10 protein-coding genes and 3 tRNA genes are annotated in these 12913 nt (G+C 67.6%); 6 read left to right on the plus strand and 7 right to left on the minus strand.

The window, feature by feature from the left end; all coding sequences use genetic code 11:
* Positions 1–867 (plus strand): methyl-accepting chemotaxis protein (locus AB4097_RS15750; protein WP_442041187.1); only part of this gene is annotated, 867 nt, incomplete at its 5' end.
* A 497-nt stretch (positions 868–1364) separates the two neighbouring features.
* Here the strand turns inward: AB4097_RS15750 and AB4097_RS15755 are convergent.
* The 7 genes from AB4097_RS15755 to hemC form a co-directional block, all read right to left on the minus strand.
* Positions 1365–1439, minus strand: a tRNA-Gly gene (locus tag AB4097_RS15755).
* Positions 1440–1462: 23 nt separating this feature from the next.
* A tRNA-Ala gene (locus AB4097_RS15760) sits at positions 1463–1538 on the minus strand.
* A gap of 113 nt (positions 1539–1651) precedes the next feature.
* Positions 1652–1727: transfer RNA gene (locus tag AB4097_RS15765), tRNA-Thr, on the minus strand.
* An 80-nt stretch (positions 1728–1807) separates the two neighbouring features.
* Positions 1808–3391, minus strand: coding sequence for a heme biosynthesis protein HemY (locus AB4097_RS15770; RefSeq protein ID WP_442041189.1), 1584 nt, complete (start codon positions 3389–3391; stop codon positions 1808–1810).
* Positions 3392–3406: 15 nt separating this feature from the next.
* Entirely contained in the window at positions 3407–5038 is a 1632-nt protein-coding gene (locus tag AB4097_RS15775) for a hypothetical protein (RefSeq protein ID WP_442041191.1), read from the minus strand.
* Positions 5039–5245: 207 nt separating this feature from the next.
* Positions 5246–5944, minus strand: a complete 699-nt coding sequence (locus tag AB4097_RS15780; protein ID WP_442041193.1) for a uroporphyrinogen-III synthase — start codon at positions 5942–5944, stop codon at positions 5246–5248.
* Positions 5941–6882, minus strand: a complete 942-nt coding sequence (gene hemC / locus AB4097_RS15785) for a hydroxymethylbilane synthase (RefSeq protein WP_442041195.1) — start codon at positions 6880–6882, stop codon at positions 5941–5943. The genes AB4097_RS15780 and hemC overlap by 4 nt, the downstream gene beginning before the upstream one ends.
* Positions 6883–7238: 356 nt before the next feature.
* On the opposite strand from hemC, the gene tsaD reads away from it, so the two are divergent.
* The 5 genes from tsaD to acs all read left to right on the plus strand — a co-directional run bounded on the left by tsaD (position 7239) and on the right by acs (position 12896).
* Entirely contained in the window at positions 7239–8294 is a 1056-nt protein-coding gene (tsaD, locus tag AB4097_RS15790) for a tRNA (adenosine(37)-N6)-threonylcarbamoyltransferase complex transferase subunit TsaD (protein ID WP_442041197.1), read from the plus strand.
* A 177-nt stretch (positions 8295–8471) separates the two neighbouring features.
* Positions 8472–9467 (plus strand): NAD(P)H-dependent glycerol-3-phosphate dehydrogenase, encoded by a 996-nt coding sequence (locus AB4097_RS15795; RefSeq protein ID WP_442041199.1) that lies wholly within the window; start codon positions 8472–8474, stop codon positions 9465–9467.
* A 49-nt stretch (positions 9468–9516) separates the two neighbouring features.
* On the plus strand, positions 9517–9930 hold the full coding sequence (locus tag AB4097_RS15800) for an EVE domain-containing protein (protein ID WP_442041201.1): 414 nt from the start codon (positions 9517–9519) through the stop codon (positions 9928–9930).
* Positions 9931–10064: 134 nt separating this feature from the next.
* Positions 10065–10799 carry an FkbM family methyltransferase gene (locus AB4097_RS15805; RefSeq protein ID WP_442041203.1) on the plus strand — a complete coding sequence of 245 codons (735 nt, stop codon included), beginning with the start codon at positions 10065–10067 and terminating at the stop codon, positions 10797–10799.
* A 138-nt stretch (positions 10800–10937) separates the two neighbouring features.
* On the plus strand, positions 10938–12896 hold the full coding sequence (acs, locus tag AB4097_RS15810) for an acetate--CoA ligase (protein ID WP_442041205.1): 1959 nt from the start codon (positions 10938–10940) through the stop codon (positions 12894–12896).
* The last annotated feature ends 17 nt before the right edge of the window (positions 12897–12913 follow it).

Raw genomic sequence — 12913 nt, forward strand, 5'->3', positions numbered from 1 at the left:
AACCAGGCCAAGATGCGCCGCGCCGAGGTGCTCGACCAGCTCACCAAGCGCTTCGAGCTCAACGTCTCGGCCCTGACGCAGGGACTGTCCTCGGCCGCCACCGAGATGGAGGCCACCGCCCAGTCCATGACGGCCATCGCCGGACAGACCAATAACCAGTCCGTCGCCGTGGCGTCGGTTGCGCAGCAGACCTCGGCCAATGTGCAGACGGTAGCGGCCGCCACCGAGGAACTGTCGATCTCGATCCGCGAGATCGCCGCCCAGGTGGCTCAGTCCTCGCAGATCGCCGAGCGTGCGGTTCAAGGGGCTCAGCGCACCAACGGCACCGTCCAGGAACTGGCCTCCATGGCGGACAAGATCGGCGACGTGGTGCAGCTGATCAATACCATCGCGGGCCAGACCAACCTGCTGGCGCTCAATGCCACCATCGAGGCGGCTCGCGCCGGCGAGGCCGGCAAAGGCTTTGCCGTCGTGGCATCCGAGGTGAAGGATCTGGCGAACCAGACCGCTCGGGCGACGGAGGACATCTCGGGCCAGATCGCCTCGGTGCAGCAGGCGACGCAGCAGACGGTAGCAGCCATTCAGGAGATTGCCCGCACGATCACCGAGATGTCTCAAATTTCCGTCTCCATCGCGGCCGCCATGGAGGAGCAGGGTGCGGCCACGGCCGAGATCGCCCGCAACGTCCAGGAAGCGGCGCGCGGTACGGAGACGGTCACGGGTAACATCGTCGATGTGCAGCACGGCGCCGGAGAGACGGGTTCGGCCGCCTCTCAGGTGCTCGGCGCCGCCCAGGAGCTGTCGCGCCATTCTCACGATCTCGGCCAGGAGGTCGCGACCTTCCTCCAGGACGTCAAGGCGGCGTAGGAGACACTCTCCGCTCCTTTCGAGCCTTAACCTCCCAAGCCCGGCATCGTGAGCCGGGCTTTTTTCTTTTCCGCCACGCTGAAACAAGATGGGTGCTAGATCTTTTTACACAAAGACGGGACGTGATCTCGCTCCTTGAGAAGGGCCCGTCGCAGAGAGTGGAACGGCATGCTTGTTCGAGCGGGTTCCCGACCGAAGCCTGTTCCGCAACATCGATGAACCGGGCACCCGCCCCGGCTTGAACGGATGGAGGCTCGCATCGCGATATCGCCTGGGCTGAACACCCCCTCCGCGTCGAGACTTTGAGCGTTGGAGGCAACCTTCAGCTCGACAATCTGTCTTCCTTGACCGGCTTAAGCCGGATGAACGTCAATGACGTGTGACCTCGAGTCACCGCGGGCCCGCTCCACCGATGGAACGGGCCCGTTTGACTGTCTGGCCCGAAAACACGAAAGGCGCCCCGAAGGCGCCTGGTGAAGTTTCGCGATGGAAGGAATTGGAGCGGGCGAAGGGATTCGAACCCTCGACCCCAACCTTGGCAAGGTTGTGCTCTACCCCTGAGCTACACCCGCACGCTCCGTTACCTCGCCAGATTTGGTGGAGCCAGGCGGGATCGAACCGCCGACCTCTTGCATGCCATGCAAGCGCTCTCCCAGCTGAGCTATGGCCCCTAACCTGACAGGGCAGCACTTTTTCTCGTGCTTCCCCGGTATTCCCGAACACATAATTGCAACATGCCCCAAGGGCAACCCACTTCTAAATCCTTGCCGGTCAAGGAAGAAGATGGTGCCGCAAGAGGGATTCGAACCCCCGACCCCCTCATTACGAATGAGGTGCTCTACCAGCTGAGCTATTGCGGCATCGCAACTCTGCGATCCGAGAGGCCGCCCTCTTACCCCCTCCCCCGCCGCTTGGCAAGGGAGGGAAGGGCCGGAATGATCTACCAGACCGAAAAAACGCTGCGACGTGCGGACGCCTGCTCCTTGGGCTTAGGCACATCGGGGGGCGTGGCCGGGAAAACCACGGGCTCGGGTTGAGGAACAGGAACTTCCTCCTTCACCTCTTCCCTGACCGGTCCGGCCACGACGGCATCGGACTTGGTCCCAGCCGGCAGGGGCTCGGGAGCGGGCTCGCTCACAGGGGCCGTGGCAAGCTCTTCCGCAGGCCCGATGGGCAGTACCCTGACCTCGTCGTCGAGATCCGCCGTCACGTCGTCGTGGAGGGTGAGTTCGGGCGCGATCAGCACATCCGGAGGCGCCTGCCAGACGAAGGCGTCGAGACGGCCCGTAACGGGTGAGATCGGCGCCCAGTGATCCGACACGACCCCGTCGGCGATCCAGGCTGGGTCGCGCGGCGCACGGGTCGCGCGGGCGAGCCATTCGCGTCCCTTGCCGGTGGAGCCGTGCTCCGCCTGTTCGAGATCCGACATCAGCAGGCACACCCGCATGCTCGGCCGGTCCTGCAGCAGGGGCTCCAGAGCATCGCGAGCCCGGTCGAATTCGCGGGCTTCGAGGGCGGAACGCGCCACGGCGAGCCGGCCTTCCGGCGCCCCGCCCGAGAGACGGGAGAGGGTCTCGGCGCGCTTGAGGCGGTCGAGGCCCGAATCGCCCGGACGCAGGTTCAGGTAGACATCCGCCAGATCCGGATGCGGCAGGCTGCGCCAGGCCGTCTCCACCGCCTTGGCAGCCTTGCGCAGATCCCCCTTGCGCGAGAGCAGTCGGCCGGCCAGCGCCGCGGCGGGCACGAGATCGGGCGCGAGCCTCACCGCGTCCTGGGCGCTTCTCGACGCGCCGTCGGGATCGCGATCCAACCGCTCCAGGGCGTCCGCCGTAAGGAGCACGGCCCGGTGGCGTCTGGAGGTCTTCTTGTCGAGAAGGCCAAGCGAAGTTCGCCGCTCCACGGTCTCTAAGGCCCCGCGCCAATCGCCATCGGCGCAGCGCGCTTCGAGGACCGCATCGCTCGCCCAGGCGGCGGCCGGTGCCAGACGCACGGCCTCGGAGGCATATTGATGGGCCGAGGCCGCATCGCCCCGGCGGCGGGCTTCGACGAAGAGGCCGCGCAGGCCCAGAACGCGGGTTTCGTCCTCGTCCATCATCTGCAGGAAGGCGGCTTCGGCCACCTCCCGGTTGCCGGAGACCTGGGCCGCCTGCGCCTTGAGCAGGAGCGTCAGAGGCTCCTTGCCCAGAAGGCGCTCCGCCTCGTTGGCATAGCGGCGGGCCGCGATGGTGTCGCCGGCGCCGACCGCCACCATGCCCCTGGAGACGGCCTGGTAGCCGCGCGAGCGGCGGCGCGCCCGCGAGGCGAAGGTCAGGCGGGAGGGAAGCTGAATGAGGCCGGTCACCAAGGACCATAGAAGGGCCAGGGCCAAGGCGAGGCCGGCCAGCGCGATGGCCGCCACCGCCACCGACATCTGGACCTCGTAACCGCCGAAGGTGATCAGGACCGTTCCCGGCCGGTCGGCCAGCCAGACCGCGCCGAAGGCCGCGACGCAGAGAAGACCGATGAAAACAAGAGCGCGCCACATGCGGGGCAGATCCTTTTATTGCGTCGTACGGTTGAGGGTGGCGAGGGCGTCCGTGCTGATCGCCTGCGCGGCGCTATGCGCCTCGGCGACCGCCTTGACCTGCCGGCCCCAGTCCTCGGAGAGCCGCCTGGACGGCTCCGGCAGGGCATCCCAGGCGGCGGCGGCTTCCACCACGTCGCCGCGCTCCAGGGCCTGACGGATGCGGACGACGAGAGCCGAAACGCCCGTGCCGCCCTGTTCGTTCACCGGCTTGACCGTCACCACCCGGTCCGCCATGCGCAGGAGCCGGTCGGACCAGCTGTTCGTCGGGCCGCGGCTCTCGCGCAGGATCGCCGTCTCCACCGGATCGAAGCTGCGGGCGAGCGCCGCCGCCGTCGGGGCGCCCTTTTCGGCGAAGGGCTCCAGGGGAGCGATGCGGCTCGCATCGGCTCCGGCCTTCTTCACGCCGTCGAGCACGTCCGCATAGGGCGTGCCGCTGTTCAGGGCATCGTTCAGGCGCCCCGCGAGAACGACCTTGGTCCCGGTCTGGCTCGCCGCCTCGGCGTTCCGCGTGTTCTCCGCCGCCTGCTGCGAGAGGGTCGCAAGGCGTTGCTCCTGCTCGGAAAACCGCCGGTCGGCATCCGTGAATCGGCGCTCCGTTTCGGAGAAGCGCCGCTCCGCCTCGCCGAACCGGCGATCCTGGTCGGCGAGACGCCGGTCGAGATCCGCGATGCGGCCGTCGAGCTGCTGGGCCGCATTGGCGGCATTCGTCGCGCTCTGGGCGTTGGTCTGGACCTGCTCCTCCAGGGCCGACAGACGGCCGGACACGCCATTGGACAGGTCGTTCAGCCGGTTGGACAGGTCAGTGAGCGCCGCCTCGTTCTGGGGCGGCTGCGACGCCTCGGGCATGGGACGGTTCAGGGCTTCCTGGGCCTGGCTCGCCGCCTGCCGGGCTGTGTCCTGGATCGCCTGGAGCCGCTGGTCGAGGTCGCCTCGAGCCGATTCGAGGGCCTGGAGGCGTTCGGTCAGAGTCTGGACGTTCCCCTGCGGCTGACCGGAGGGCGCCGGCTGCTGCCGCAAGGCGTTCACGCGCTGCTCCAGCTGCGCGATGCGCGGATCCTCCTGAGCCGGGGAGCCCTGCCAAGTCTGCAATCCATAGAGCAGTCCCGCGCCGATGAGGCCGCCGAGCAGGCCGGAGCCGATCAGGGCGCCGGCGGAGCCGCGCTGCTCGGGAACCGGACGCGGAGGCACGGCCTCGTCGCGCGCCTGCGCCGTGGAAGTCTCCTGGGAGGAGCTGCCTGACAGAATGGTATCCTGCCTTCCAGGTTCGTCGACTGAGGCTCCAGGCGGGAGCGTATCGGTGCCCAGCCCCGAATCGAGCGTGGCTTCCGGCGAGGCTACCACGTCCTCGGCCGGTGGTTCGCTGCCGGCCGGGATGGTCTCGTCGGGCTTCGTCTCCGGGGCCTCGCCTGCGGAGATCGTCTCCGGCGCCGGAGCCCCGGCAGCGAGAGTGTCCGGACCTAACGTCTCCTGGGCCTCGGCGCCCGGGCTTGTGACCGGGGCGGCACCTTCGTCGATCACGGTCGCTTTCAGGTCGATGGTCGCCGGCTCACGCGAGGGTTTCTTGCGGGACGATTTCGGGCGTCGGGGATCAGATGAATCGGTCACGGGTCACTCTTGCACGGGGCGCTTCGGGCGCGAGATCTTCAAAAGGTCAGTGTGAAATGCAATTGAGGCAAGCTTGGGCGCAGCGTTTCGTTCCCTCCCTGCGGTACGATCCAAAACGAACGGCCCATCGGACCACGATTGTCCCCGGATGGCAAAGCTTCCTCGGGGCCGGCCCCTGCCGGAATCGGGAGCGCCCCGGCACCGGCTTCATCGGAGCGAATCGAGGAGCCCGAGAAGCGCATCCTCCGAAGGATCATCCGCCACTCGGACCCCGACGCCGACCGCCGTCAGGGGCACAGCCACATCGGCCGACAGGCAGAGATGCGGAAAGGCCTGGAGGCTGGAAGCCAGTCCCGCCTCCCTGACCAGCCGGACGACGAGATCCGCGCTCCGCCGTGAATAATGGAGCGCGGCGCCGATTTGGCCAGTGCGCAGGGCCTCGGCGGCGGCCTCGGGCAAGGCCTCGACGGCTTGCGCCTCATAGGCCTCCCATTGCAGCACGGTGAACCCGGCCGCACGCAGGGATGCCGCCGGCTCCTCCTTGTGATGCCGGGCCGTCACGTGAAGAAGGGCAAAGCCCGGCGGAAGGTTCGCGCGAATCAGCCGCGAGAGGGACACCGCGTCGCCGTCCGCCACCGTGATCTGGGCAAATCCTTCGGCGCGCACCACCTCGGCCGTGCGCTCGCCGACGGCGAAGACGGGCTTTTGCCGATCCAGGACCGTGAGGGCCTCCGCCGCATGGGCGCTGGTCACGATGAGGGCGTCGTAAGGTGTCTCCGGCGCGGGATCGCCTGTCGGGACGATGCGGGTGACGGGCGCCAGGCAGGAATCATGACCCAGCGCCGCCAGCTTCTCGGCGGTGCGTTCCGCATCCGGGGCCGAGCGGGTGACGAGGATCCGCGTCATGGCTTCAGGAAGTCGGCAGGCATGCGGGAGCGCAGCTCCGATCCGGCTTCGCGGCCGAGCGCCGCCGCGTCGTCCGGTGCGCCGCGACGGATGGCCTCCAGGCACTCGGAACCGTCCGGACGCATCACCAGGCCGCGGATTTCGAGATCGTGGCCGATCAGCCGCGCATGGCCCGCGATGGGCGTGCGGCAGGAGCCGTCCAGGATGGTGAGAAAGGCCCGCTCGGCCGCGAGCGCGTGGCCGGTCGGCGCATCGAGGATGGGCGCGAGCGCCTCGCGCACCCGCTCGTCCTCGGCGCGGATCGTGACCGCGATGGCGCCCTGCCCCACGGCCGGGAGGAAATCGTCCGTTTCGAGAATGGTCGTCACATGGTCGGTGAGCCCGAGACGGCGCAACCCCGCCATGGCGAGCAGCGTCGCATCGACCTCGCCGCGTTCGAGCTTGGCGAGCCGCGTCTGCACGTTGCCGCGCAGGAGCGTCACCTGGAGATCCGGCCGCAGGCGGCGAACCTGAGCCTGGCGCCTCAAGGATGCGGAGCCGACGACGGCGCCTTGCGGCAGGTCGCTCAGGCTCTTGTAGCGGTGGCTGATGAAGGCGTCGCGCACGTCCTCGCGGGGCAGGAAGCCCGCGATGACGATCCCCTCCGGCAGGGCCGTCGGCAGGTCCTTGGCGGAATGGACCGCGAGATCGATGGAGCCGTCGAGGAGGGCGATGTCGAGCTCCTTGGTGAAGAGCCCCTTGCCGCCAGCCTCCGACAGGGGCCGGTCCTGAATGGCGTCGCCCGTGGTCTTGATGATCGACAGGGGCAGGTGCTCCACAGTCCAGCCATCCCCGGTCGAACCATGGGCGGCGACCAGCCTGTCTTGCGTCTCGTGGGCCTGAGCGAGGGCGAGCGGGCTTCCTCGCGTACCGATGACCAGGGTGGGTGATGAGGCCATTCTGCCTGAGGTCTCCTGTTCAGTATGTCCGACGAAGCTCACCTTGAGTCTCATCCGGAGGGGCTGACTCATCAAGGACCGACACCCTCGCACGTCATCACCGGCCTTGTGCCGGTGATCCCGATCCGAAAAGCTCAGCGCGCTTCTAGTCGGGATGGCCGGGACAAGCCCGGCCATGACGGCGAGGGACGCTCATGAAAAGCCCGCCTCTCAGGATGAGGCTTGTGTTCCGTCAGATAATCCAAAAACAACATCCGCGTCCGATCGCGTTTGATCTTGTGCGGCGCGGCGGACTATAGGGGGAGGAGCGCCGGGCCGGAAGCCCGGACAACACCTTAATCGAGCGGCCCACGATCATGCGCATTCTAGGCATCGAGACCACCTGCGACGAGACCGCGGCCGCCGTGGTCGGCGTCGGCTTCGACGGACGCGGCGAGATCCTCTCCAACGAGGTGCTGAGCCAGATTGCCGAGCACGCCCGCTATGGCGGCGTCGTGCCGGAGATCGCCGCGCGCGCCCATGTGGAGGTGATCGACCGGCTCGTGGCCCGTGCGCTGAAAAGCGCCAACTGCTCGATCAAGGACATCGACGGCATCGCCGTGGCGGCGGGCCCCGGCCTGATCGGCGGCGTGCTGGTGGGGCTGACCACTGCCAAGGCCATCGCGCTCGTGACCCGCAAGCCCCTGATGGCGGTGAACCACCTCGAAGCCCATGCGCTCACCGCGCGGCTCACCGATGGCATCGGCTTCCCCTACCTGCTGCTGCTCGCCTCCGGCGGTCATACCCAGCTCGTGGCGGTGCGCGGCGTCGGCGATTACGTGCGGCTCGGCACCACCATCGACGACGCCATCGGCGAGGCCTTCGACAAGGTCGCCAAGATGCTGGGCCTGCCCTATCCCGGCGGGCCGCATGTGGAGCAGGAAGCCATGAAGGGAAATCCGGAACGCTTCGCCCTCCCGCGCCCCATGCAGGGCCGCGCGGAACCGAATTTCTCCCTGTCCGGTCTCAAGACCGCCGTGCGGATCGAGGCGGAGAAGATCGCGCCGCTCACGGCGAGCGACATCGCCGATCTCTGCGCCAGCTTCCAGGCCGCCATCGTGGACGTGGTGGTGGACCGCACCCGGGTCGGGCTTCGCGCCTTCCGCGACATCGCCGGCCGGCCGGCCGCCCTGGTGGTGGCGGGCGGCGTCGCGGCCAACCAGGGCCTGCGCCAGGGGCTGCAGCGCCTCGCCGTCGAAGCCGGCCTCAAGCTCGTGGCCCCGCCCCTGCATCTCTGCGGCGACAACGGCGCCATGATCGCCTGGGCGGGCCTCGAGCGCATGCGCCTCGGCCTCATCGACGACATCACGGCCCCGGCCCGCGCCCGCTGGCCGCTCGACACGAGCCGCGACGAGGCCGGGGCGAAGGCGTGACGTGGGTGCCCTGAAAAGCATGCTCATAAACCTCTTACCTCATCCTGAGGAGCAGCTGTCAGGCTGCGTCTCGAAGGAGGATCCAGCGCTCTCTGGAACCTCCTTCGAGACGGATTGCTGCGCAATCCTCCTCAGGATGAGTTCGGTGAGTATGGGCATCGGTCGAAAGTCCCTGACATGACCTCACCCGCCCAAACCATCGGCATCGCCGGAGCGGGCGCATGGGGAACGGCGCTGGCCAACGCGACCGCCATCGCGGGCAACGACGTGGTGCTCTGGATGCGCTCGCCCGAGCACGCGGCGGCGCTTACGGCGACGCGCGCCAACGAGCGTTTCCTGCCCGGCGTGAAGCTCCATGACCGGATCCGGCCGACCGCCGCCTTGGCCGATCTGGCGGGCGCGCGCGCCGTGCTGCTCGTCACGCCCGCGCAGACGACCCGTGACATGACGGCGGCCCTTGTGTCCGTTCTGCCCGCGGCAGCGCCGCTGGTGCTCTGCGCCAAGGGGATCGAGCGGGAGAGCCGGGCCTTTCTTTGCGACGTGGTGGAAGCCGTGCGCCCCGGCTCGCCCGTCGGAGTGCTCTCGGGGCCGAGCTTCGCCGACGACGTGGCCCGGGGCCTGCCCACCGCCGTGACGCTCGCCTGCCGGGATGCCGCGCTCGCCGAGGAGCTTGCAACAGCTCTCTCTGGGCCGACCCTTCGCGTTTATCACCGCCAGGACGTGCGCGGCGTCGAGATCGGCGGCGCGGCCAAGAACGTGCTGGCCATCGCCTGCGGGGCCGTGGCCGGGAAAGGCCTCGGCGAGAGCGCCAAGGCGGCTCTCATCGCCCGCGGCTTCGCGGAGCTTCTGCGCTTTGCCCGCGCCTATGGCGGTGAGGCGGAGACCCTGATGGGGCTCTCGGGTTTAGGCGATCTGGTGCTCACCTGCTCGTCGGCCCATTCCCGCAACTTCGCCTTCGGCCAGCGCCTCGGCCAAGGCATGAGCGTCGCGGAAGCCGCCGGGGGCAAGCTGGTGGAAGGCGCTGCAACCGCAAGCGCCCTCGTGGCGCTGGCGCGGGCGAAGACCATCGACATGCCGATCGCGGAAGCGGTCGAGCAGGTTCTGTCCGGCGCATGGAGTCTCGATCAGGCGGTCGATGCGCTGATGAACCGTCCCGTCAAATCCGAGAACTGAAGCGAAACACGAGAAGATTTCGCGACGCGCATGAAGGGGTAAGCAAGTCATGGCCCACTGGCTCTACAAATCCGAACCCTCCGTCTGGTCCTGGGACCAGCAGGTCGCGGAAGGTGCGAAAGGCACGCATTGGAACGGCGTGCGCAACCATGTGGCCAAGCAGAACCTGATGGCCATGAAAAAAGGCGAGCAGGGTTTCTTCTACCATTCCAACGAAGGCAAGGCGGTCGTCGGCATCGTCGAGGTGATCCGGGAATATTACCCCGACCACACGGACGAGACGGGCAAGTTCGGCATGGTGGACATCAAGGCCGTGAAACCGTTCAAGCGCCCGGTGACGCTCGACGAGATCAAAGCCGAGCCGAAGCTCAAGGACATGATCCTCGTCAACAATTCGCGTCTCTCGGTGCAGCCGGTGACGGACGAGGAATGGGCCATCGTGTGCCGGATGGGCGGGCTGTAACGCTCGCCGGCGCATCGGCACGAGGCACCCCCGAAATAGCGAAGCGTGGCGCCGAGGCCATGAAGTGACCGCACTCTTCTGTCTGGATCGTCACGGTTGCTTCGGTCGGCTCCGTCCGACGAACGGGGAGCGGAATGAGACAGCGCTCGCTTTTGGCCAGATTGTCGGGACGCATCCGGGCGATGACCGGTATCCCTAAGAAGCAGCCCGCCCCCGCGGCCGACGCGCCGCCGGATATCCGACGCGTGCTCCGCAGGACCGAGATCGGGATCATCTTCGATGTCGGGGCGAATATCGGGCAATCGGCCCGCAGATGCGCCAAGTCCTTCCCGGACGCCCGGATCTACGCCTTCGAGCCTGATCGGGACAACTTCGCACGGCTCTCCCGGCTGGCGCGCAGGATCCGCAAGCTTACCTGCTACCGCGTCGCGCTGAGCGCGGAGCCGGGCACCTTGCAGATCGTTCGCGACGCGAGCGATCCGACGCGGCATCGGGTCGGGACGGAATCGGCAGGCGAGATCGAGCGCATTCCGGCCATCACGGTCGATTCCTTCTGCGCCGAGCACGGGATCGGCAGGATCGACTACCTGAAGATCGATACGGAAGGGCACGACCTCGAAGTGCTCAAGGGAACCCGCGAGATGCTCGCCTCCCACCGGGTCGCGATCGTCGAGGTCGAATGCGGCATGAACCCGGACAACACCTATCATGTCCCGTTCGAGGCGCTGAAATCCTGCCTGGAAGGCCATGGCTATCGCCTGTTTCGCCTCTACGACCAGGTGCGCGAATGGCCCACCGGGCAGCCCCACCTCCGGCGCGCCAACGCGGTCTACCTGTCGCCCCGGACGATCGCGGAGAATTCCGATTAGAGCAGCGGATCGATCGGGACGGCTCCTCCCCCAAAGGAGCAGCGACCAAAGTGCGATCCCGGTCCCGCTTGCCCGTCCCCTCTCTCTTTCCGTAAACCTAGCTCTAAATTCATCATGGGAGCATCTGGGAGAAGCGCCATGGACGAGAAGATCTACGACGTGCCGGCGGAATGGCGGCATCGGGCCTATCTGGACGATGCGGGCTACCGCGCGAAATACGAGGCCTCGGTCCGGGACCCGGAGGCCTTCTGGGCGGAGGAAGCCCGGCGCATCGACTGGTTCAAGCAGCCGACCCGGATCAAGAACACCAATTTCGGCCCCGACACCGTGGCGATCCGCTGGTTCGAGGACGGGATTACCAACGTGGCCTATAACTGCATCGACCGGCATCTTCACACCCGGGGCGATCAGGTCGCCATCATCTGGGAGGGCGACGACCCGTCCGAATCGAAAAAGATCACCTACCGCGAGCTGCACGACGAAGTCTGCCGCATGGCCAACATCATGCGCAACCGCGGCGTCGCCAAGGGCGACCGGGTGACGATCTACATGCCGATGATCCCGGAAGCGGCCTATGCCATGCTGGCCTGCGCCCGGTTGGGGGCCATCCACTCGGTGGTGTTCGGCGGCTTCTCGCCGGACTCGCTCGCCAGCCGCATCCAGGACGCCAAATCCGCCTTCATCGTCACGGCCGACGAGGGCCTGCGCGGCGGCCGCAAGGTGCCGCTGAAGGTGAACGTGGACGCGGCCCTCGAGACGGTCGGGCCGGGCGTGGTCGACCACGTGCTCGTCGTGCGCCGCACGGGTTCGGCCGTCAACATGGTGCCGGGCCGGGACGTGTATTACCACGAGGCCGCCGAGCTCGTCTCCGACGAGTGTCCTTACGAGGAGATGAACGCGGAGGATCCGCTCTTCATCCTCTACACCTCGGGGAGCACCGGCACCCCGAAGGGCGTGCTGCACACCACGGGCGGCTATCTGGTCTATACGGCCATGACGCACCAATACGTGTTCGACTACCACGACGGCGACGTCTACTGGTGCACCGCCGATGTGGGCTGGGTCACGGGCCATTCCTACATCGTGTATGGGCCGCTGGCGAACGGCGCCACGACCCTGATGTTCGAGGGCGTGCCCACCTATCCGACGATCTCCCGTTTCTGGGACGTGATCGACAAGCACCAGGTCAACATCTTCTACACCGCCCCGACGGCCATCCGCTCGCTCATGCAGGCGGGCGAGGAGCCGGTGAAGAAGACCTCGCGCAAGTCCCTGCGCCTGCTGGGCTCGGTCGGCGAACCGATCAACCCCGAAGCCTGGGAATGGTACCACCGCGTGGTCGGCGACAGCCGCTGCCCGATCGTCGACACCTGGTGGCAGACCGAGACCGGCGGCATCCTGATCACGCCGCTGCCGGGCGCCACGAAGCTGAAGCCGGGTTCGGCCACGCGGCCGTTCTTCGGCGTCAAGCCACAGATCGTGGATGCTGACGGCAACGTGCAGGAGGGCGCCACCGAGGGCAACCTGGTGATCGCCGATTCCTGGCCGGGCCAGATGCGCACGGTCTATGGCGACCACGAGCGCTTCGTGCAGACCTATTTCTCGACCTATCCCGGAAAATACTTCACGGGCGACGGCTGCCGGCGCGACGCCGACGGCTATTACTGGATCACCGGCCGGGTGGACGACGTGATCAACGTGTCCGGCCACCGCATGGGCACGGCGGAGGTGGAATCCGCGCTTGTGGCGCATCCCAAGGTGTCGGAGGCCGCCGTGGTGGGCTACCCGCACGACATCAAGGGCCAGGGCATCTACGCCTATGTGACCCTGATGGCCGGCGAGGAGCCCTCCGAGGAGCTGCGCAAGGAGCTGGTGACCTGGGTGCGCAAGGAGATCGGCCCGATCGCCTCGCCGGACCTGATCCAGTTCGCCCCCGGCCTGCCCAAGACCCGCTCGGGCAAGATCATGCGCCGCATCCTACGCAAGATCGCCGAGGACGAGTTCGGCTCGCTGGGCGACACCTCGACCCTCGCCGACCCCGGCGTCGTCGACGACCTGATCACCAACCGCCAGAACAAGCGCACGCAGGCGGCGTGAGCAGAACAAGGCCCAAA

Source organism: Microvirga sp. 2MCAF35 (assembly GCF_052115545.1).
GTDB lineage: Bacteria > Pseudomonadota > Alphaproteobacteria > Rhizobiales > Beijerinckiaceae > Microvirga.

Excerpts from the sequence above, each read along its gene's own strand:
- AB4097_RS15770 (WP_442041189.1), bottom strand. The coding sequence starts at position 3,391 with ATGTGGCGCGCTCTTGTTTTCATCGGTCTTCTCTGCGTCGCGGCCTTC.
- AB4097_RS15780 (WP_442041193.1), bottom strand. The coding sequence starts at position 5,944 with ATGACGCGGATCCTCGTCACCCGCTCGGCCCCGGATGCGGAACGCACC.
- hemC (WP_442041195.1), bottom strand. The coding sequence starts at position 6,882 with ATGGCCTCATCACCCACCCTGGTCATCGGTACGCGAGGAAGCCCGCTC.
- tsaD (WP_442041197.1), top strand. The coding sequence starts at position 7,239 with ATGCGCATTCTAGGCATCGAGACCACCTGCGACGAGACCGCGGCCGCC.
- AB4097_RS15795 (WP_442041199.1), top strand. The coding sequence starts at position 8,472 with ATGACCTCACCCGCCCAAACCATCGGCATCGCCGGAGCGGGCGCATGG.
- AB4097_RS15800 (WP_442041201.1), top strand. The coding sequence starts at position 9,517 with ATGGCCCACTGGCTCTACAAATCCGAACCCTCCGTCTGGTCCTGGGAC.
- AB4097_RS15805 (WP_442041203.1), top strand. The coding sequence starts at position 10,065 with ATGAGACAGCGCTCGCTTTTGGCCAGATTGTCGGGACGCATCCGGGCG.
- acs (WP_442041205.1), top strand. The coding sequence starts at position 10,938 with ATGGACGAGAAGATCTACGACGTGCCGGCGGAATGGCGGCATCGGGCC.